The organism is Tardiphaga sp. vice154 (genome assembly GCF_007018645.1).
GTDB lineage: Bacteria > Pseudomonadota > Alphaproteobacteria > Rhizobiales > Xanthobacteraceae > Tardiphaga.
The window spans coordinates 4,873,460-4,893,408 of sequence record NZ_CP041399.1 but is presented as its reverse complement, the minus strand read 5'-3'; the positions used below and the strand labels follow the sequence as shown (position 1 = coordinate 4,893,408).

At 65.1% G+C, this 19,949-nt stretch carries 16 protein-coding genes; 13 read left to right on the top strand and 3 right to left on the bottom strand.

The annotated features are described in order from the left end of the window. Positions 1-216: 216 nt before the first annotated feature. Positions 217-900 (top strand): L,D-transpeptidase, encoded by a 684-nt coding sequence (locus FIU28_RS23015; RefSeq protein ID WP_143575432.1) that lies wholly within the window; start codon positions 217-219, stop codon positions 898-900. Between the two features lie 354 nt (positions 901-1,254). Here the strand turns inward: FIU28_RS23015 and FIU28_RS23010 are convergent, their stop codons facing one another. Beyond that, positions 1,255-2,250 carry an extensin-like domain-containing protein gene (locus FIU28_RS23010; RefSeq protein WP_246660782.1) on the bottom strand — a complete coding sequence of 332 codons (996 nt, stop codon included), beginning with the start codon at positions 2,248-2,250 and terminating at the stop codon, positions 1,255-1,257. Positions 2,251-2,396: 146 nt separating this feature from the next. On the opposite strand from FIU28_RS23010, the gene FIU28_RS23005 reads away from it, so the two are divergent. The 3 genes from FIU28_RS23005 to FIU28_RS22995 all read left to right on the top strand — a co-directional run bounded on the left by FIU28_RS23005 (position 2,397) and on the right by FIU28_RS22995 (position 6,465). Beyond that, on the top strand, positions 2,397-4,025 hold the full coding sequence (locus tag FIU28_RS23005; protein ID WP_143575430.1) for a fatty-acid--CoA ligase: 1,629 nt from the start codon (positions 2,397-2,399) through the stop codon (positions 4,023-4,025). Positions 4,026-4,158: 133 nt separating this feature from the next. Further along, complete coding sequence (locus tag FIU28_RS23000; RefSeq protein ID WP_143575429.1) at positions 4,159-4,881, top strand: ribonuclease HII; 723 nt, start codon at positions 4,159-4,161, stop codon at positions 4,879-4,881. Between the two features lie 78 nt (positions 4,882-4,959). Beyond that, positions 4,960-6,465 carry a glycosyltransferase family 39 protein gene (locus FIU28_RS22995; protein ID WP_143575428.1) on the top strand — a complete coding sequence of 502 codons (1,506 nt, stop codon included), beginning with the start codon at positions 4,960-4,962 and terminating at the stop codon, positions 6,463-6,465. Between the two features lie 90 nt (positions 6,466-6,555). Here FIU28_RS22995 and FIU28_RS22990 read toward each other — a convergent pair whose 3' ends face one another. Beyond that, the gene (locus tag FIU28_RS22990) at positions 6,556-7,407 is read right to left on the bottom strand and encodes a uracil-DNA glycosylase (protein ID WP_143576355.1); all 852 of its coding nucleotides are present in this window, start codon (positions 7,405-7,407) and stop codon (positions 6,556-6,558) included. A gap of 143 nt (positions 7,408-7,550) precedes the next feature. On the opposite strand from FIU28_RS22990, the gene FIU28_RS22985 reads away from it, so the two are divergent. The 3 genes from FIU28_RS22985 to FIU28_RS22975 all read left to right on the top strand — a co-directional run bounded on the left by FIU28_RS22985 (position 7,551) and on the right by FIU28_RS22975 (position 12,379). Continuing rightward, positions 7,551-9,209: an electron transfer flavoprotein-ubiquinone oxidoreductase gene (locus FIU28_RS22985; protein ID WP_143575427.1), complete on the top strand. Its 1,659-nt coding sequence runs from the start codon at positions 7,551-7,553 to the stop codon at positions 9,207-9,209. A gap of 478 nt (positions 9,210-9,687) precedes the next feature. After that, entirely contained in the window at positions 9,688-11,472 is a 1,785-nt protein-coding gene (locus FIU28_RS22980; protein WP_143575426.1) for a tetratricopeptide repeat protein, read from the top strand. A 22-nt stretch (positions 11,473-11,494) separates the two neighbouring features. Then, positions 11,495-12,379 carry a 4-(cytidine 5'-diphospho)-2-C-methyl-D-erythritol kinase gene (locus tag FIU28_RS22975; protein WP_143575425.1) on the top strand — a complete coding sequence of 295 codons (885 nt, stop codon included), beginning with the start codon at positions 11,495-11,497 and terminating at the stop codon, positions 12,377-12,379. Positions 12,380-12,503: 124 nt separating this feature from the next. On the opposite strand, the gene FIU28_RS22970 is transcribed toward FIU28_RS22975, so the two are convergent. Next, entirely contained in the window at positions 12,504-13,514 is a 1,011-nt protein-coding gene (locus FIU28_RS22970; protein ID WP_143575424.1) for a polyprenyl synthetase family protein, read from the bottom strand. 225 nt (positions 13,515-13,739) lie between these two features. Between FIU28_RS22970 and FIU28_RS22965 the strand changes: the two genes are divergently transcribed. From FIU28_RS22965 to glyS, 6 genes are all read left to right on the top strand, one after another. Further along, the gene (locus FIU28_RS22965; RefSeq protein WP_143575423.1) at positions 13,740-13,967 is read left to right on the top strand and encodes a putative signal transducing protein; all 228 of its coding nucleotides are present in this window, start codon (positions 13,740-13,742) and stop codon (positions 13,965-13,967) included. After that, a complete protein-coding gene (locus FIU28_RS22960; protein WP_246660781.1) occupies positions 13,960-14,739 on the top strand; it encodes a tRNA1(Val) (adenine(37)-N6)-methyltransferase in 780 nt (259 codons plus the stop codon). Before FIU28_RS22965 ends, FIU28_RS22960 begins: the two co-directional genes overlap by 8 nt. A 223-nt stretch (positions 14,740-14,962) precedes the next feature. Next, the gene (locus FIU28_RS22955) at positions 14,963-15,847 is read left to right on the top strand and encodes a S49 family peptidase (RefSeq protein WP_143575422.1); all 885 of its coding nucleotides are present in this window, start codon (positions 14,963-14,965) and stop codon (positions 15,845-15,847) included. A gap of 96 nt (positions 15,848-15,943) precedes the next feature. Continuing rightward, positions 15,944-16,135 carry a hypothetical protein gene (locus tag FIU28_RS22950; protein WP_143576353.1) on the top strand — a complete coding sequence of 64 codons (192 nt, stop codon included), beginning with the start codon at positions 15,944-15,946 and terminating at the stop codon, positions 16,133-16,135. A 418-nt stretch (positions 16,136-16,553) separates the two neighbouring features. After that, positions 16,554-17,483, top strand: a complete 930-nt coding sequence (locus FIU28_RS22945; protein ID WP_441351633.1) for a glycine--tRNA ligase subunit alpha — start codon at positions 16,554-16,556, stop codon at positions 17,481-17,483. Next, the gene (gene glyS, locus FIU28_RS22940; RefSeq protein WP_143575420.1) at positions 17,483-19,720 is read left to right on the top strand and encodes a glycine--tRNA ligase subunit beta; all 2,238 of its coding nucleotides are present in this window, start codon (positions 17,483-17,485) and stop codon (positions 19,718-19,720) included. Before FIU28_RS22945 ends, glyS begins: the two co-directional genes overlap by 1 nt. The last annotated feature ends 229 nt before the right edge of the window (positions 19,721-19,949 follow it).

The following is a 19,949-nucleotide window of genomic DNA, read 5'->3' as shown; positions in this document are numbered from 1 at the left end:
CGTCCGGATCAGGGCGCCGCGACAAGGCGGCAAAGCCTGCGCGAAACGCCACCGCTAGCCGGCAAAATTGCGACAAATCGGACACACTTCCCGACAGCTTGTGCGCCGCATGAGGGAAGTTCTGGAAGATTGCGATTTTCAAAGCTACTCATCTGGAAGGATTTATTAGCCGTCATGGCGCATCGTTGGCGCCACCCTGTATTGGAACGCTCGCAAATGTCGTCGATGAAGATGAAGCTCGGACTTGTTCTCGCTGCCGGCCTGATGCTGTCGGGCTGCATGCAGACTGGCACCACGTTTCAGGCCGCCCCGGAAGCCAATTTGAAGCCGAATGACAAGGCGCAGCTGGCAAAGGCACGCTACGTCAACACCCCGGTCGCCGAGCCCTTCCGCCGCGCGCTCGTCAGCTATCACCGCAAGGAAGCGCCGGGCTCGATCGTGGTCGATTCCGACAATCACTACCTTTACTACGTTCAGGACGGCGGCAAGGCTATCCGCTATGGTGTCACCGTCGGCGAGGAAGCCCTGGCGTTCTCCGGCGTCGCCCGGGTCGGCAACATGGCCGAATGGCCGAAGTGGACGCCGACTAAGGACATCCACGCCCGTATCGAGGGTCTGCCGGCCCAGGTGCCCGGTGGCGTCGATAACCCGCTCGGCGCCCGTGCTCTGTATCTGTACCAGGGCAACAAGGACACCCTGTTCCGGATCCACGGCACCAACCAGCCGGAATATATCGGCGCCTCGATTTCCTCGGGCTGTATCCGCATGACCAATGAGGACGTCATCGACCTCTACAGCCGCGTCAAGCCCGGTGCGGTCGTGGTCGTGCTCGAGCCGAAGCATGGCGACTCGCCGGTCAATTCCAAGCTCGCTTTGCAGGGCGGCGGCGGCGCTTACTGAACGCGGTTCCCGCTTCATAGATCTGCAAAAGCGCCGGTTCTGCCGGCGCTTTTTTGTTGAGGGTAGCTCTCTTCATTGTTCACGAAGACGGCAGTGGTCTCCCTCCCCCTTGCGGGGAGGGTCGGCCGAACGAAGGCAATGCGTCAGCATTGCCGAAGAGGAGGCTGGGGTGGGGGCGCCACAGGCGATGGCGCTTATGGCACTCCAACCCGTCACGTTTGTTCGCTGAGTTTATCATCGGGCCGGCGAAGCCGGACCCGTTGGCTCTCAAACGCGCCACCCATGGCGGACGAATTCGTCCGCCAGACCCCGAAAGGGGGAGGGAAAGAAGCCGGCGCGTATTGCTGACATGTGCTACCTGAAAATCGGAAACGGCGGATGTTCGGCGCGGCGTTTGCGCGGCTTCGCCTTGGCCTTTCGCTTCACCGGCGCAGGCCTCGGCTCGCCGGCCTCCTGCTCGACCTCGACCTCGGGCTCAACGGCTGCGGCGGCGGCGGGCTGTTCGGCTGGTGTGGGTTGCGGCGGCGTTTGCGCTACCGGCTCCGCGCTTTCGCGCGGCGGCGCGTCGGCCGGGCGCTCCGCCGGCAGCAACGGCGCGATCGGCGGCAGCGGGTCCCAGACGTCCCATTGGCACAGCTTGTAATTGCCGCGGCGTTCGGCGAGGTCGATGTGGATGTGGTCCTCGTGGTAGCCGTCGGAGCCCGGGCCCAGCACCGTCGAGAACCGCGTGCACATCGACCGCAACACCTGCTCGCGCGACGCGCGCGGCGTGTCGCGCTCGGTCAGTGCGAGGCTCTGCCCGTTGCCGAGCTTGAGGCCGCGGATGTCGAGCGCGTTGGCGCGGCCATGCTCGGACAGCTTGGCGCCCGCCACGCGGTTGCGGCCGCGGCAGTCGAATGAATCAAAATTATCGAGTTCGACGAGACGGGTGCCGAGCGACGCCGCCAGCGGCGCCATGTCGGTGCGGATCCAGTCGGCCACCGCGGTGGCCATCGCGCAGCGCATGGTGCCGCCGGGCTTCAGCGGCACGCGGGTCTTGTCCGCCAGGATCACGGCCTCGAGGTGCACCAGGTCCGGCCCGCCGCAGGCGCCCGGCCCCTTGATGTCGGGCACGCTCGGCGCAATCGCGATCGCGTCCGTCAGTGCCAGCCGGCAGGCCGAGGGTGGCGGCGGCCCGGCCGGGCGCTGTTCGGCGGCCGGCTTTTCCGGCTCGGCGGGTTTGTCGGCGTCGGCCGGCGTCGGCTGTTCGACCTCAGGCGCCTCGGCCGGGCGCGGCATCGGCAGCGGCACGCGGCCGGCGGTCAAATAGGCCTGGGCCGGCGTTGCGGCGAGCAGCAGCACGGCGAGCATCGCTGCGGCCCCGCTTTGGCCGCGGCCCCACCGCCAAAAGGCCCATTTCCGGACCGCTTTCCCCGCGCTAAACTTCATGCCAAGACCTTGAATAACAAGCCGGGCAAAAACCGCCCGGCAGACCACATCCCGGGAGGAACGTTTATATGCGCGGATTGATGCAGGACTGGCCGCTTCTTTGTACCCGGATCATCGATCATGCCGCGCAGGTTCACGGCGAACGCGAAGTGGTGACGCGCTCGGTCGAGGGCCCGATCCATCGCACCAACTACGCCGAGATCCGCGCCCGCGCGCTGAAGGTCGCGCAGCGGCTCGATCGCGACGGCATCAAGATGGGCGACCGGGTCGCGACGATTGCTTGGAATACGTGGCGGCATCTGGAGACGTGGTACGGCATAATGGGCATCGGCGCCATCTGCCACACCGTCAATCCGCGCCTGTTCCCCGACCAGATCGCCTGGATCATCAATCACGCGCAGGATCGCGTCGTGATGACCGATCTGACGTTCGTACCATTGCTGGAAAAGCTTGCCGATCAGCTCCCCAGCGTGGAGCGCTACATCATCTATGCCGACAGCGCGCACATGCCGCAGACGACGCTGAAGAACGCCGTCGCCTATGAGGACTGGATCGCGGAAGCCGACGGCGACTTCAAGTGGAAGGAGTTCGACGAAAATACCGCAGCCGCGATGTGTTACACGTCGGGCACCACGGGCGATCCGAAGGGCGTGCTGTATTCGCACCGCTCCAACGTGTTGCACGCGCTGATGGCCAATACCGGCGATTCGCTCGGCGCCAATGCCGCCGATACCATGCTGCCGGTGGTGCCGCTGTTCCACGCCAACTCGTGGGGTATTGCGTTCTCCGCGCCGTCGATGGGTACCAAGCTGGTGCTGCCCGGCGCCAAGATGGACGGCGCCTCGATCTACGAATTGCTGGCCACCGAGAAGGTCACGCACACCGCCGGCGTGCCGACCGTATGGCTGATGCTGCTCAACCACATGAGCGCCAACAACCTGAAACTGCCGGATCTGCGCATGGTGGTGTGCGGCGGCTCGGCGATGCCGCGCTCGATGATCAAGGCCTTCATCGACATGGGCATCGGCGCGCGCCACGCCTGGGGCATGACCGAGATGAGCCCGATCGGCTCGCTCGCCGCGCTGAAGCCGCCATTCGACCAGCTCGAAGGCGAGGAGCGGCTCGATATCCTGCAAAGCCAGGGCTATCCGCCGTTCGGCGTCGAGATGAAGATCACCAACGACGACGGCAAGTCGCTGCCATGGGACGGCAAGACGTTTGGCCGGCTCAAGGTGCGCGGCCCCGCAGTGTCGCGGGCCTATTACCGCGTCGAGACGAACATCCTCGACGAGGAGGGCTATTTCGACACCGGCGATGTCGCCACGATCGACGCGTATGGCTACATGCGGATCACCGACCGTTCCAAGGATGTCATCAAGTCCGGCGGCGAATGGATCTCGTCGATCGACCTGGAAAACCTCGCCGTCGGCCATCCCAAGGTGGCCGAAGCGGCGGTGATCGGCGTCTATCATCCGAAGTGGGATGAACGGCCGCTCCTGATCGTGCAGCTCAAGCCTGACCAGAAGGCGACGCGGGAAGAGATACTCAGCTATATGGACGGCAAGATCGCCAAATTCTGGATGCCGGACGACGTCGTGTTCGTCGAGGGCATCCCGCACACCGCCACCGGCAAGATCCTGAAAACCGCTTTGCGCGACCAGTTCAAGACCTACAATCTGCCGACCGCGGCGGCGTGAGGCTCTGCATCTTCCCCTCTCCCCCGGCGCAGCGGCGTTGGCGGGAGAGGGGAAAAAGAGGTGCGGCTTCGACTCTTCAATCTCGCCCGAGTTCCGTGTTGATTCGCGGCGCTGGCTTGCGCACGATCCCGGCATGATTCGCCCCCCGAAACAGGACGCCCCCAAGCCGCGCAAAGCGGTGGCTGCGCCGAGCTTCAAGCGGGAATGCGCGTTGCTGAAGCAGGGCATATGGCCGGTCGCGGGCTGCGACGAGGCGGGCAGGGGGCCGCTGGCCGGGCCGGTGGTCGCCGCGGCCGTGATCCTCGATCCCAAGCGCATCCCCAAAGGCCTCGACGATTCCAAGCGGCTGACCGCGGCGCGCCGCGATGAACTGTTCGAGGAAATCTGCGCGACCTCGTCCTTTGCCGTGGCCTATGCCTCGCCGGCGCGGATCGACCGCGACAATATCCTGCGCGCGTCGCTGTGGGCGCTGGCGCGCGCGGTGCATGCGCTGCCGGAAGCGCCCAAGCATGTGTTCGTCGATGGCCGTGACCGGATCGATACCACGGCGGAATGTCAGGCGGTGATCGGCGGCGACGGTCTGGTCCTGTCGATCGCCGCCGCCTCGATCATCGCCAAGGTATCCCGCGACCGTTTGATGTGCCGGCTGGCCGAGCACTGCCCGGGGTACGGCTTCGAGATCCACAAGGGCTATGCGGTGCCGCAGCACCTCGCCGCGCTCAACGATCTCGGGCCCAGCATCCACCACCGCAGCCTCTATGCCCCGGTGGTCGCCGCGCGGATCAGGCGCGACGGTCTCGTGGCCGAGGCCGATTTGTTCGCCGACGCGCGGATGGTGCTTCCGATCCCCGCCTGAACGGCCCCTCTGTTGCCTCCTCTGCACATGCGCCGTATCACACGAGGATAGTATTTCCGCGGGCCGGCCTGGCGATTGATGCGTTTCACCTCCCTGATCGTTGAACTGATCCGCGCCCGGCCACGGCTGATCTTCTGGGTCGCCGTACTGTGCCAGGCGATGTTGTGGCTGATGGTGCCGCTGCTGCTGTACAGCGGCCCGCCCGGCGAGCTAGCGACCGTGCTGGCCTATGGCCGGGAATACCAGGTCGGCACCGATCTCGGCCCGCCGCTGGCGTTCTGGCTGGCCGACCTCGCCTTCCGCGCCGCCGGCGGCCATATCTTCGGCGTCTACGTGCTTTCGCAGCTCTGCTTCATCGCCACCTTCCGCGCGCTGTTCTATCTCGGCCGCACCATCGTCGGTGGCCCGCAGGCGGTGATTGCGGTGCTGCTGACCATGACCGTGACAGCGTTCAGTTCGCCCGGCGTCGAATTCGGACCCGTGGTCCTGGCGCAACCGCTATGGGCGATGCTGCTGCTGCACGGCTGGCTGGTGATCGGCGAGGGCCGCCGCAACGCCTGGTTTGCCCTGTCGATCGTGGCCGGGTTGTTGCTGCTCACCACGACGACGGCGCCGTGGCTGCTGTTGCTGCCGCTCGGCTTTGCGCTGGCGACGTCGCGCGGCCGGCAACACCTCAAATCCCTCGATCCGATCTACGCGCTGCTGGTGATCGCCGTGATCGCGCTGCCTTATGCGATCTGGGTGATCCGTGCCGGCGCCGTGGTGCTGCCGGCGCGGCCGGATCTATCGAATATCGCAGGCACCGCGCAGAATTGGGGCGCGCTGCTGTTCTGGCTGGTCGCAGCGGCGGCGGCCTTGATCGTCCTGAGCGTGCTGAACTCGCGCGCTCTCGCGGCGCAGCCCGAGGATGCGCCGATCATTTTTCGGCCGCCGGTGGATCCGCTGGCGCGCAAGTATGTCTATTTCTTCGCGCTGGCGCCGGGACTGCTGGGCAGCCTGTATGCGGCGCTCTACGGCCAAGGTCGCCCGCTGGGCGGCGCGGGCATCGCGTTGCTGGTGTGCGGGCTTGCGGTGGTGATCGCCACCGGCGATCTCGTCACGCTGCGGCGGCAGCGCATGCTGCGCAAGGTCTGGGCCTTGGCAATTGCGGCCCCGGCGCTGGCGGCGCTGGGCGCGGCGTTCATTTTACCGTGGAGCGGCGCCGCCGAGCAGGCAACGGCTTTGCCGGCACGCGACATCGCGCGCTTCTTCAGCGACAGTTTCGAGCGCCGCACCGGCAATAAATTGCAGGCGGTGGCGGGCGATCCGCAACTGGCAGCGCTGATCGGAATGGGGGCCTCGCGCCCGCACGTTCTGTTCGATGCTTCGGCCGCGCGGACTCCGTGGATTTCGCCGGAGATGTTCGCGCAGACCGGCGGCGTGGTGGTGTGGCGCGCGGCGGACACGTCGGGCGCGCCGCCGGCGGACATCGCCTTCCGTTTTCCCAATCTGGTGCCGGAAGTGCCGCGCGGCTTCGACCGTCTCGTCAACGGCCGCAATCCGCCGCTGCGCATCGGCTGGGCGATCGTGCGGCCACGCCCGTAGCCCGGATGACAATCCGGGGCCGGCCTATCTACGATCGATAGTTCCCGGATTGCGTCGTCGTGCGCTGCGCGCCCGCCGACTTAATCCGGGCTACGGACGCGGCGGCAGCGCCGCCAGAGCGCTGGCGATCGCGCGCAGATCGACCCAGGCCATGCGCTTGTAGCCCGGCGAGCGCAGCAAATATTCCGGATGGAAGCTGGCGATGGCGCGGATTTTCCGCGTCCCGGTGTCGTAATCGACCCAGCGGCCGCGGCTCTTCATGATGCCGTCCTTGGTCTGCAGCAGCGTCTGGGTCGCGGGATTGCCGAGCGTGACTAGGATGTCGGGATCGACCAGTTCGATATGGCGCTGGATGAACGGTACGCAGATCTGGGTTTCCTGCAGCGTCGGGGTCCGGTTGCCGGGCGGCCGCCACGCGATCACGTTGGAAATATAGACACCACTCCGGTCGAGTCCGATCGCGGCCAGCATCTTGTCGAGCAGCTTGCCGGCCTGGCCGACGAAGGGCAGGCCCTCGATATCCTCGTCGCGGCCCGGCGCCTCGCCGACGAACATGATCCGCGCCTGTGGATTGCCGTCGGCGAATACCAGTTGCGTTGCTGTGGATTTCAGCGCGCAGCCCTCGAAGGTCTCCATCAGGCCGCGCAGGGCTGCAAGCGTCGGCGCGGTGCGCGCGGCGTCGCGGGCTGCCGCGATCGCCACTTCCGGCGCGATCTCGATTTTGGCCGGCATCACTGGCCGTGCCGGCACGCCGGGCTGCATCGAGGCCAGCGTCGGCCGTTTCGGCGCGTCGCCCGCCGCGGGATCGGCCGCGGGCCGCGCCGGGGCTGTGTCGATATCCGCCAGCCGGTTGACCGGCTCGTCCATCAGGGCGCAATCGACCCCGGCCTCCAGATAAAAGGCCAGCAATTGCGCGAGGCTGGGCGCGGGGTCATGCGTCAAATGGGGCATGGCCGCAATCTAGGACATATTGCGCGGCGGCGAAACGCCCGCGGGGTATTTCGGCTGTTGTTCTCGGGCTCAAAATCGTAAACAAGAGCCCTTAGAAGCGTTCTGAACGGGTTGAAACGGTCCGAGATCAAATTATGAGCATTGAAGAACTGCCGCCGCGCGAATCCATGGAATTCGATGTTGTCATCGTGGGGGCCGGTCCTTCGGGCCTGACCGCCGCGATCCGGCTCAAACAGCTCAATGCGGAACTCTCGGTCGTGGTGGTCGAGAAAGGCTCGGAAGTCGGCGCGCACATCCTGTCCGGCGCGGTGATCGATCCGGTGGCGCTCGACGAACTGATCCCGGACTGGCGCGACGACGCCGACTGCCCGATCAAGACCAAGGTCAAGGAGGACCAGTTCTTCTTCATGACCAAGACCGGCGGTCTGCCGCTGCCGAACTTCATGATGCCGCCGCTGATGAACAACCATCACTGCTACATCACCTCGCTCGGCATGGTGTCGCGCTGGCTGGGCGCGCGCGCCGAGGCGCTCGGCGTCGAGATCTATCCGGGCTTCGCCGCCGCCGAGACGCTGTATGACGAGAACGGCGCGGTGCGCGGCATCGCCACCGGCGACATGGGCATCGGCCGCGACGGCAAGCCGAAGGATTCCTTCACCCGCGGCATGGAACTCCTCGGCAAGTACACGCTGTTCGCCGAAGGCGCGCGTGGCTCGCTGACCAAGCAACTGATTGCCAAATTCGCGCTCGACAAGGATTGCGAGCCGCCGAAATTCGGCATCGGCCTCAAGGAAATCTGGCAGATCGATCCGGCCAAACACCAGAAAGGCTTGGTGCAGCACTCGTTCGGCTGGCCGCTCGACAATGCCACCGGCGGCGGCTCGTTTTTGTATCACTACGACGACAACCTCGTCGCGGTCGGCTTCGTGCTGCATCTGAACTATGAAAACCCCTACATATACCCGTTCGAGGAATTCCAGCGCTTCAAGACCCACCCGAAGATCCGCGACACCTTTGCCGGCGCCAAGCGCCTGGCCTATGGCTCGCGCGCGATCACCGAGGGCGGCTACCAGTCGGTGCCGCGGCTGACCTTCCCCGGCGGCGCGCTGATCGGCTGCGCCGCGGGCTTCGTCAACGTGCCGCGCATCAAGGGCGTGCACAATGCGATGGCCAGCGCGCTGCAGGCCGCCGGACACATCACCGCCGCGCTGGCGGCCGGCCGCGCCAATGACGAGTTGGTCGAGTACGAGAATGGCTGGCGGTCGTCCTCGATCGGCAAGGACCTCTACCCGGTGCGCAACGCCAAGCCGCTGTGGTCGAAATTCGGCACCGTCGTCGGCAATGCGCTGGGCGGTCTGGACATGTGGTGCAATACGCTCGGCTTCTCGCTTTTCGGCACCCAGTCGCACGCCAAGCCCGACCGCAAGACGCTGAAGCCAGCCAAGGACTACCAGCCGATCGCCTATCCGAAGCCGGACGGCAAGCTGACCTTCGATCGCCTTTCGTCGCTGTTCCTGTCGAACGTCAACCATGAGGAGGACCAGCCGGTTCATCTCAAGGTCGCCGACATGGCCTTGCAGAAATCGTCCGAGCACGACGTGTTCGCGGGTCCGTCGAACCGCTATTGCCCGGCCGGCGTCTACGAGTGGGTCGAGGAGAGCACAGGCCCCCGGTTCCAGATCAACGCGCAGAACTGCGTCCACTGCAAGACCTGCGACGTCAAGGACCCGAACGGCAATATCACCTGGGTGCCGCCCGAAGGCGGCGGCGGTCCGAACTACGAGGCAATGTAACCGAGGCGCGACGCTCCCTTCACCTCTCCCCATCGGGGAGAGGTCGCCTTCCACATGCGAAGCATGTGGAAGGCGGGTGAGGGGGCCCTTGCACCGCTGTCTGAGGAAGCCCCTCACCCGACCGGGCTTCGCTGCGCTCTGCCCGGTCGACCTCTCCCCGATAGGGAGAGGTGAAGTAAGAGCCTTCGCTCCACCGATCACGTCATCGTCACCAGACGCGGCAGCAGCGGCGCGTCATGCCTCGCGTCACGATGCCGCCACAGAACAAGCGTTTTCAGGGATGATCGTGATATCTGCGGCCTATCGCCGGGGATTGGCGGTATTGCCGGCGACTCCGTCCGAAGGCCCCCGATCCTTGCGATCGGGCGCCAAACGCGGCATTGTTGGCGGCTTGTGCTGCCAGTTGGCTGCGCAGCCAACTGGCTTGCCAAAGCCTGCACGTCTTCTTGCCTGTCATTTCTGGAGCTCGGCGCACCTCATGTTTTCCAACCGTTTTCATCGCCTGATGCTCGCTACCTCCGCCGTCGCCATGCTGGCGATGCCGCTGCCGTCGTCGGCCCAGACGCCCGATCACACCGGGGACAGCACGGCGCAATTTCCTTCCAAGCAAGACCTGAAATCGCTGACCACCGCCGGCAGCTATCTGGCGGCCCGCCATGCCAGCGTCGAGCGCGACGCCACCTCGGCTGCGGCCTTCTACCGCTCCGCATTGCGCACTGATCCGAAGAACAACGAGTTGCTCGACCGCGCCTTTATCTCCTCGCTGGCCGATGGAGACATCGAGGAAGCCGTCAAGCTCGCCGATCGCATCCTGCTGATCGACAAGTCGAACCGCGTGGCGCGCCTCGTGGTCGGCGTCCGCGATCTCAAGCTGAAGAAATACACGGCGGCGCAGAGCAACATCAACCAGTCGATCCGCGGCCCGATCACCGATCTCGTCGCCACCTTGCTGTCCGGCTGGGCGAGCTTCGGCGCCGGCGACAGCAAGACCGCGATCGCCAATATCGACAAGCTGGTCGGGCCGGAATGGTATCCGATCTTCAAGGACCTGCATGCCGGGCTGCTGCTCGACCTGGCGGGCAAGCAGAAGGAAGCCGGCGCCCGCTTCGAGCGCGCCTACAAGCTCGACGATTCCGCGCTGCGCGTCGCCGACGGCTACGCGCGCTGGCTGTCGCGCAACAAGGACGACGCCGCGGCGCAGGCGGTCTATGAGAATTTCAACGCCAAGCTGGCGCGTCATCCGCTTGTGCTGGAAGGCATCCGCGACACCAAGGCCGGCAAGAAGCTGACCCCGCTGGCCGACAGCCCGCAGGCGGGCGCCGCCGAAGCCCTGTACGGCATCGGCGCGTCGCTGACCCGGCGCGGCGGCGAGGATCTGGCGCTCGTCTATCTGCAACTGGCGCTATACCTGAAGCCCGACCATTCGCTGGCGCTGCTGTCGCTCGCGGACCTCTACGAGTCCGTGAAGAAACCGGCGATGGCCATCAAGGTCTATGAGCGCGTGCCCGCCGCCTCGCCCTTGAAGCGCAACGCGCAGATCCAGCAGGCGACCGATCTCGATGCCGTCGATCGCTCGGAGGAGGCCATCAAGATCCTGAAGGGCGTGATCTCGGAGGATGCGAAGGATCTCGAAGCGATCATGGCGCTCGGCAATATCGAGCGCGGCAAGAAGAAGTTCGCAGACTGCGCGCTGACCTATACCCAGGGCATCGACGTGCAGGCCGCCCAAGGCGACAAGCCGAACTGGGTGTCGTTCTATTTCCGCGGCATCTGCCAGGAGCGTTCCAAGCAGTGGGCGAAGGCCGAGGCCGACATGCGCAAGGCGCTCGCGCTGCAGCCCGAGCAGCCCCATGTGCTGAACTATCTCGGCTATTCCTGGATCGACCAGGGCATCAACCTCGACGAAGCCATGAAGATGATCAAGCGCGCCGTCGATCAGCGCCCCGATGACGGCTACATCGTCGATTCGCTGGGCTGGGCCTATTACCGGATCGGCAATTTCGAGGACGCGGTGAAGACGCTGGAGCGCGCCATCGACCTCAAGCCGGAAGACCCGACCATCAACGACCATCTCGGCGACGCCTACTGGCGCGTCGGCCGCACGCTCGAGGCCAGGTTCCAGTGGCAGCACGCCAAGGATCTGAAGCCGGAAGCCGAAGAACTGCCGAAGATCGAAGCCAAGATGGAAAACGGCCTGCCCGACGACGCAAAGCCGGCGGCGGCATCCAATGACGGCAAAAAAGAAGACGGCAAGGGCGGCTGACCGCGGGCTGGGGGATTAGAAGATGCCGGCGCTGGGGGACGACGCACGCGCTAAGGTCAACCTCACCCTTCGGGTGATGGGCCGGCGCGTCGATGGCTATCATGATCTGGAAAGCGTCGTAGCGTTCGCCGATTGCGCGGACCGCTTGACCTTCGAGCCGGGAGCGGAACTCGCGCTCGTGACCACCGGGCCTGGCGCCGCCGAATGTGGCGATGGCGCCAACAACCTCGTCATCAAGGCGGCACGGCTGCTCGGCGAGCGCGTCGAGGGCCTGACGCTCGGTGCCTTTGCGCTCGACAAGCATCTGCCGGTCGCGGCCGGGATCGGTGGCGGCTCGGCCGATGCCGCCGCGGCGCTGCGCCTGCTGGCGCGCGCCAACGGCCTCGAGCTCGACGATCTCCGCCTGATCGACGTGGCCCTGCTGACAGGCGCCGACGTGCCGGTCTGCCTGCCATCGACCGCCTGCGTGATGTCCGGCGTCGGCGACCATCTGATGCCGCTGTCGCTGCCGCGGCTGCCTTGTGTGATGGTCAATCCGCGGGTGCCGGTGGCCACGAAAGATGTGTTCAAGGAACTCGGCCTGAAGCACGGACAGCTTCGCGTCGGCGTCACCGACGTGCTGAAGGCGCCGAAATGGCCCGGCGAGGGCGCTCCGGTCGAGGCCTGGATCAAGGCGCTAGCCGCGGGGACCAACGACCTCGAAGCGCCGGCGCTGAAGGTCGAACCGGTGATCGGCGAGGTGCTATCCGCGCTGCGCGATGCTAAAAATGTGCGGCTCGCGCGCATGTCCGGCTCGGGCGCGACCTGCTTTGCGATCTTTGACGACGATGCGGCAGCAAAGCGCGCCGCCGCGGCCATCACGCTCGCGCATCCCGAGTGGTGGGTGCACGCCGGGGCGTTGAGTTAAGACCGTTGTCCGTAGCCCGGATGACAATCCGGGGCCGGCCCATTCAGATCGGCTCTTTTCCCGTATTTCGTCACCGTCGCGCGCTTGTGCGGGCGTCGCCGACTTCATACGGGCTACGCGCCCCTCAGTGCGATCTTGCCAGACAGAACGCCACGACCTGCTCGAGCGCGGTCTTCATCGGCGAGGTCGGGAACAGCGCTAGCGCGTCCACCGCCATCGCGCCGTAATGCTGGGCGCGGTTCATGGTGTCTTCGAGCGCGCGATGCTTGGTCATCAGGCCGATCGCCTGGTCGATATCGCCGTCGTTGATCTCGCCGCGTTCCAGCGCCTTTACCCAGAACGCGCGCTCGGCGTCGTTGCCGCGGCGGAAGGCCAGCACCACCGGCAGCGTAATCTTGCCCTCGCGGAAATCGTCGCCGACGTTCTTGCCGAGCTTGGCGGCCTTGCCGCCGTAGTCCAGCACGTCGTCGACCAGCTGGAAGGCGATGCCGAGATTCATGCCGACCGAGCGGCACGCGGTCTGCTCGGCCTTCGGCCGGCCGGCGATCACCGGCCCGACCTCGCAGGCCGCGGCGAACAGTTCCGCCGTCTTGCCGCGGATCACCGCCAGATATTCGTCTTCGGTGGTGGCAGTGTTCTTCGCGGCAGCAAGCTGCATCACCTCGCCTTCGGCGATGGTGGCGGCGGCCGACGACAGGATGTCGAGCGCGCGCAAGGAGCCGACCTCGACCATCATGCGGAACGCCTGGCCGAGCAGGAAATCGCCGACCAGCACGCTGGCCTCGTTGCCCCACAGCATCCGCGCCGACAGCTTGCCGCGGCGCAGCTCGCTCTGATCGACGACGTCGTCGTGCAGCAGCGTGGCGGTGTGCATGAATTCGACGGCGGCGGCGAGCTTGATATGGCCTTCGCCGCTGTAGCCGGTGAGGTTGGCCATCGCCAGCGTCAGCATCGGCCGCAGCCGCTTGCCGCCCGACGAGATCAGATGGTTGGCAACCTCGGGGATCATGGTGACTTCGGAACCGGTGCGCGACAGGATCGTCGCGTTGACGCGCTCCATATCGGGAGCGACAAGGCCGACCAGTTGATCTATCGATGCAGTCGAGGGGCTCTCGAAGGGTACAATCACCGCCACGCGAAAAATCTCCGAAGTGCGAGAGCCTTGCCAGACGGACGGGATGGACCGTGCCGGAAGACGCTGATGGTCAAATAGGACGAATTCAGGTGAAAAACAGGTGTCGTGTCGCTGAACCAGCCCGGAAACGCTGTTCCGCACAATAGAAACTGCCGGCCAGTGCGGCAAGGGCGACGGGCCGGGCAATGGCCGCGGGACGACCTTGTGATGACAAAGGAGCGCCAATTGCGCGAATTGCTGCGAACCAATGATGTCGTGCTGGTGTCCGCGGTGGGCGCGCTGCTCGACGGCGCCAATATCCCTCATCTGTTGCTGGACCAGAACATGAGTATTCTGGAAGGCTCGGTCGGGGTCATCCCGCGCCGGATTCTGGTTCACGAGGACGATGCATCCGAAGCGCGGCAGGTCCTGACCGATGCCGGGCTGGCCCACGAGCTGCGCGACGATGGCTGAAATGGCGCCGGAGGCGGAAATCGCGACCACCTGCGATGGCTTTCTCGGCGGGCAGCTGCAGCTATGCCAGCCGGCACGCGGCCATCGTGCCGGCCACGACGCCATCCTGCTGGCGGCATCGACCGCCGCGCGGCCTGGCGACCGCGTGGTCGATTTCGGCGCCGGCGTCGGCACCGCCGGTCTGGCGCTGGCCTGGCGCGTCAAGGGTATCTCGCTGACGCTGGTGGAGATCGATCCACGGCTGGCCAGGCTGGCGCGCGACAATGCGGCGGCCAATGGGATCGCTGCGAAGGTGATCGGGATGGACCTCTCGTCGCCGGCCGACGTCTTTGCCGCAGCCGGCCTGCCGCCGGATGGTGTCGATGTCGTGCTGATGAACCCGCCATACAACGATGCGACGCGTCATCGCGCCTCGCCGGATGCGGCCCGCGCGGTCGCCCATGTTGCAACATCTTCGACGCTGCAAAATTGGATTCATGCGGCGCGACGACTGCTCCGGTCAGGCGGCGCGCTGACGCTGATCTGGCGGGGCGACGGGTTGTGCGAGGTGGTGGCGGCGCTGGAGAAAGGCTTCGGAAGCATCTCGTTGCTGCCGGTGCACGGCGATCCGGCCAAGCCCGCGATCCGGATTTTGGTGAAGGCGATCAAAGGGGGCCGCGCGCCTGCGGCGATTTATCCGGGGATCAACCTGCGGGATGCAACCGGAGCATCCGATCCCTACATGTCAGAAGTTCTGGCCGGAAAAGCGACGCTTTCACTGGCGTCGCTATAGCGCCTTGCTGGGTGATTATTGCGGCTGGGTTTCGGAACGTTTCTGCGGCGTCGATGTGAAATGGATCGCCGTGAGCAGGGTGCCGATGATCAGCATGAGCAGATAGATTTTCATGTCTTCTCCCGGAGACGGCGCGCTGGCCTGTTATCTTTGCAACGCGAAACGCGGCTGCTGGTTCATGCCATCGGCGCGATAAAATACGGTTAAGATCGAGGTAAACTTAATGATCGAATCCAACCTTTTGACGACGCTGAAAGGCCTGCTGCCGGCCCGGTTCCGCACGCGCGCCCCGGTGGTGCCGGTGGTCCGGCTGTCCGGCGTAATCGGAGCGGCGACGCCGCTGCGGCCGGGCCTTTCGCTGGCGGGCGTCGCCAAACTGCTCGACAAGGCGTTCGCCACCAAGAACGCCAAGGCGGTGGCGCTGGTGATCAATTCGCCGGGCGGATCGCCGGTACAGTCGCGGCAGATCTATCTGCGCATCCGTCATCTGGCCGAAGAAAAGAAACTGCCGGTGCTGGTGTTCGTCGAGGACGTCGCGGCCTCCGGCGGCTACATGATCGCCTGCGCCGGCGACGAGATCTTCGTCGATCCGTCCTCGATCGTGGGCTCGATCGGCGTGGTCGGCGGCACCTTCGGGTTCCAGGAACTGATCCGCAAGATCGGCGTCGAGCGCCGGCTTTATACCGCCGGCGAGCGCAAGGCGACGCTCGACCCGTTCCTGCCGGAAAACCCGGAAGACGTCGCCCGCATCAAGACCCTGCAGCGCGAGATCCACGCCATCTTCATCGCGCTGGTGAAGGGCAGCCGCGGCGCCCGTCTGAAGGGCGCCGAGGACGTGCTGTTCTCCGGCGAATACTGGGCCGGCGAAAGCGGGATCGCGCTCGGCCTGGTCGATGCAATCGGCGACCTCCGCAGCGTGCTGCGCACCCGTTTCGGCGAGAAGGTACAGATGCCGGTCATCACGCAGCCGGCGGGCATGCTGGCCGGGTTGATCGGCCGCAGGTCTGGCGCCGGGGCCCAGCTCTCGCTCGACGGGCTGTCCGGGCTGCCGGAGCAGGTGATTTCGGCGCTGGAAACGAGAGCGATCTGGGCCAGATTCGGCTTTTGAGGGTGGTTTGGTGCCGCAAAAGTTAATTGCGGGACGGTTCGGTCTGCGCGACAATGCTTTGATGAGGTGTGAATCATGACCGACAAGGATCGCGCGATGCCGCCGCTGGTTGCCATTGCCGGCGCGCTCGGAAGCGCCGCCGTCGTTCGCTGGGCCTACCGGACCGCGAAGCGGATCAATCAGGAGCTGGAAGAGGCGCGGCTGGCGCGGGTCACCGAACCTGCCGAGCCGGCCGACGTCCGGACCCTGCGACGCGATCCGGCGACCGGGGCGTATCGGCCGGGCTGAGGCCGCAAAGCACGAAAAAGACCCCCAAAATATTTGCGCCGGTTTCAGGATGGGGCACCATCCTTGAAACCGGCGAGCAAACGTTTGGAAGTCTACGTTAGTCTGGACTTGGAGGTCCGTAGTCTGGGCCAGAGCGGGTCGTCGGCGCGCTGGCCTTCGCTTTAACAAGCACGGACGGGGACTTTCGTTCCGTCCGATCGTCAATTGGTAAAAGACAATTCCTAACGATCGACAGACGGCGGACCGCACCCGACCGGCATGGTTAGCGCCGGGTTAAGCGGCAGGCACCTGCAATACCCCGCATTGCCTTGATTCCCCGGCCCCCCGCCGATACGGTCCGCGCGCCCAGCCCCTTGAAATTTGCCCCTTGAATCCAGAGATCGTGACCCCCGACGTGACCGATTCCATCCCCCCGCACATGCGCCCGGAAAAATCCTTCCAGGGCTTCATCCTCGCGCTGCAGCGCTTTTGGGCCGACCAGGGCTGCGTGATCCTGCAGCCTTACGACATGGAGATGGGCGCGGGTACCTTCCATCCGGCGACCACGCTGCGGGCGCTCGGCCCGAAGCCCTGGAAGGCCGCCTATGTGCAGCCGTCGCGCCGGCCGAAGGATGGCCGCTACGGCGAGAACCCGAACCGGCTGCAGCATTATTACCAGTTCCAGGTCATCATCAAACCGTCGCCGCCGGATTTGCAGGATCTCTATCTGCGTTCGCTGAAGGCGATCGGCATCGACACCGCGCTGCATGACGTGCGCTTCGTCGAGGACGACTGGGAGAGCCCGACGCTGGGCGCCTGGGGGCTTGGCTGGGAGTGCTGGTGCGACGGCATGGAAGTCAGCCAGTTCACTTACTTTCAGCAGGTCGCCGGCGTCGAATGCGCGCCGGTGGCCGGCGAACTCACCTACGGCCTCGAGCGGCTGGCGATGTATGTGCAGGGCGTCGATAACGTCTACGACCTCAATTTCAACGGCCGCGACGGCGACGAGAAAGTCACCTATGGCGACGTCTTCCTGCAGGCCGAGCAGGAATATTCCCGGCACAATTTCGAGCACTCTGACGCCGACATGCTGTTCGAGCAGTTCAAAATGGCCGAGGGCGCCTGCAAGAAATATCTCGACGCCGGCTGGAAGAACGACAAACGCGACGCGCATCTGATGGCGCAGCCGGCCTATGACCAGTGCATCAAGGCGAGCCACGTCTTCAACCTGCTGGACGCCCGCGGCGTGATTTCGGTCACCGAGCGCCAGAGCTACATCATGCGCGTCCGCGACCTGGCGAAAGCCTGCGGCGAAGCCTGGATGCATACGGACGCGGGTGGTTCTTCCCTCCGTGGGGAGAAAAACTGATGCCCGATCTTCTGCTCGAACTGTTTTCCGAAGAGATCCCCGCGCGCATGCAGGCAAAGGCGGCGGAGGATTTGCGTCGCATGGTCACCGATCGCCTCGTCGCCGAGGGCCTCGTCTACGAAGGCGCGAAAGCCTTTGCGACGCCGCGGCGGCTGACGCTGACGGTGCACGGCATTCCCAACAGGCAGTCCGACCTCAAGCAGGAACGCAAGGGCCCGCGCGTCGGCGGCGCCGAGGCCGCGATCGCCGGCTTCCTCAAGGCCACCGGCCTGAACTCGCTCGATGAAGCCAAGATCCAGCGCGATCCGAAGGGCGACTTCTACATCGCGCTGACCGAGAAGCCGGGCAAGCCGACGGTCGACGTGCTGGCGGAAATCCTGCCGCTGATCATCCGCACCTTCCCGTGGCCGAAGCAGATGCGCTGGGGCGCGGCCTCGGCCAAGTCCACCGCGCTGACCTGGGTGCGCCCGCTGCATTCCATCATCGCCTCGTTCGGCATCGAGACCGAAGAGCCGGAGGTGGTGCCGTTCGAAGTCGGCGGTATCGTTGCCGGGCAGGTCACGCGCGGTCACCGCTTCATGGCTCCATCAGAGATCCCGGTGCGCCGCTTCGACGATTATGTGAGCAAGCTGCAACACGCGAAAGTCGTGCTCGACCCCGAGCGGCGCCGCGAGATCATCCTGGCCGACGCGCGCACGCTCTGCGCCGCGCAGAATTTCGAACTGGTCGAAGACCCCGCGCTGCTCGACGAGGTCGCCGGTCTCGTCGAATGGCCGGTGGTGCTGATGGGCTCGTTCGACGAGGCGTTTCTCGCGATTCCCGACGAGATGATCCGCGCCACCATCCGCACCAACCAGAAGTGCTTCGTGGTGCGCGAACCCGCCACCGGCCGTCTCGTCAACAAGTTCATCCTTACCGCCAATATCGAAGCCTCCGACGGCGGCGCCGCTATCATTGCGGGCAACGAGCGGGTGATCCGCGCGCGATTGTCGGATGCAAAATTCTTCTACGACACCGACCTGAAAACGAAGCTGGAAGACCGGCTGCCGAAATTCGAAAACATCGTGTTTCACGAAAAGCTCGGCAGCCAGGCCAATCGAATTCAGCGTCTCGTCGATTTATCTGCCCAGATCGCGCCGCTGGTCGGTGCCGACGTTAAAAAAACAAAGCGCGCAGCCCAACTCGCGAAGGCCGACCTGCTCACCGAAGCGGTCGGCGAATTCCCGGAGCTGCAAGGCCTGATGGGCAAGTACTACGCGCTGGCGCAAAGCGAGGATGCCGCCGTTGCCACGGCATCCGAGGATCATTACAAGCCGCAGGGTCCGGCGGATCGTGTGCCCACCGATCCCGTCAGCATCGCCGTGGCGCTGGCCGACAAGATTGACACGCTGGTAGGCTTCTGGGTCATCGACGAGAAGCCGACCGGTAGTAAAGATCCATTTGCACTGAGGCGTGCTGCTCTGGGCGTTGTTCGGATTCTCATAGAACACCAACTTAAGTTACCTCTCGTAGACATTTGCATGTCGGCGGATATTTCTGTTCGAATTGACATGGCGCATCAGAATTTGGATCGCAAATATCGGGCGTTGGAACAGCTTGAAGTTGAAGGTCTTTCCGCTCGTCGAGCGAAGCGTATATTCAAAGATTTTGAGAAAAAGGTATTGCCTAAGGAGATCTCGTTCGAGGAAGCCGAATTCGCGATTAGTGGGATCTTCAACTTGGTTGACTTCTTCGCCGACCGTCTCAAAGGCCAACTCCGCGAGCAGGGCTCGCGCCACGATCTGGTCGACGCCGTGTTCTCGCTCGGCGGTCAGGACGACCTCTTGATGGTGGTCCGCCGCGTCGAGGCTTTGGCCAAATTCCTCGACACCGACGACGGCAAGAATCTGCGGGCCGGCGTCAAGCGGGCGTCGAACATTCTCGGCATCGAGGAGAAGAAGGACAAGCGCGCCTATGACGGCGCGCCGGAGCCTTCGCTCTACAAGCTCGACGAGGAGAAGGCGCTGGCAGCCGCGATTGTCGAGGTCGGGCCGGAGGCGTCTGCTGCGGTGGCGAAGGAAGACTTCGCCAGCGCGATGACGGCGATGGCCAAGCTGCGGCCGGCGGTCGATGCGTTCTTTGACAAGGTGAAAGTCAACGACGACGACGCAGCCGTGCGCGAGAACCGGCTGAAGCTGCTCAACGAGATCCGCGCCGCGACGCGCGCGGTCGCGGATTTCTCGAAGATCCAGGACTAGCCCGCCAATTCACGCGCGGTCCCTCCCCGTCATTGCGAGGAGCCCTTGCGACGAAGCAATCCCGCCCTCGCGTAGCCTGCGGCTTTCTGGATTGCCGCGTCGCTTCGCTCCTCGCAATGACGGGGAGGGCCGGCGCGCAGGCAAAGAAAAGCCCCGTCCGGCGGGGAAGTCCGGGCGGGGCTTTCTCGCTCAGTCGCCTTGAATGCGCCTGAACGAATTCGGCGTCAGA

Bases quoted from the DNA above. Each gene is read 5' to 3' on its own strand.
- FIU28_RS23000 (WP_143575429.1), top strand. From the start codon at position 4,159: ATGATTCGCCCCCCGAAACAGGACGCCCCCAAGCCGCGCAAAGCGGTG.
- FIU28_RS22960 (WP_246660781.1), top strand. From the start codon at position 13,960: ATGGCTGAAATGGCGCCGGAGGCGGAAATCGCGACCACCTGCGATGGC.
- FIU28_RS22975 (WP_143575425.1), top strand. From the start codon at position 11,495: ATGCCGGCGCTGGGGGACGACGCACGCGCTAAGGTCAACCTCACCCTT.
- FIU28_RS22980 (WP_143575426.1), top strand. From the start codon at position 9,688: ATGTTTTCCAACCGTTTTCATCGCCTGATGCTCGCTACCTCCGCCGTC.
- FIU28_RS23005 (WP_143575430.1), top strand. From the start codon at position 2,397: ATGCGCGGATTGATGCAGGACTGGCCGCTTCTTTGTACCCGGATCATC.
- FIU28_RS22985 (WP_143575427.1), top strand. From the start codon at position 7,551: ATGAGCATTGAAGAACTGCCGCCGCGCGAATCCATGGAATTCGATGTT.
- FIU28_RS23010 (WP_246660782.1), bottom strand. From the start codon at position 2,250: ATGCTCGCCGTGCTGCTGCTCGCCGCAACGCCGGCCCAGGCCTATTTG.
- FIU28_RS22995 (WP_143575428.1), top strand. From the start codon at position 4,960: ATGCGTTTCACCTCCCTGATCGTTGAACTGATCCGCGCCCGGCCACGG.
- glyS (WP_143575420.1), top strand. From the start codon at position 17,483: ATGCCCGATCTTCTGCTCGAACTGTTTTCCGAAGAGATCCCCGCGCGC.
- FIU28_RS22950 (WP_143576353.1), top strand. From the start codon at position 15,944: ATGCCGCCGCTGGTTGCCATTGCCGGCGCGCTCGGAAGCGCCGCCGTC.
- FIU28_RS23015 (WP_143575432.1), top strand. From the start codon at position 217: ATGTCGTCGATGAAGATGAAGCTCGGACTTGTTCTCGCTGCCGGCCTG.
- FIU28_RS22955 (WP_143575422.1), top strand. From the start codon at position 14,963: ATGATCGAATCCAACCTTTTGACGACGCTGAAAGGCCTGCTGCCGGCC.
- FIU28_RS22945 (WP_441351633.1), top strand. From the start codon at position 16,554: ATGCGCCCGGAAAAATCCTTCCAGGGCTTCATCCTCGCGCTGCAGCGC.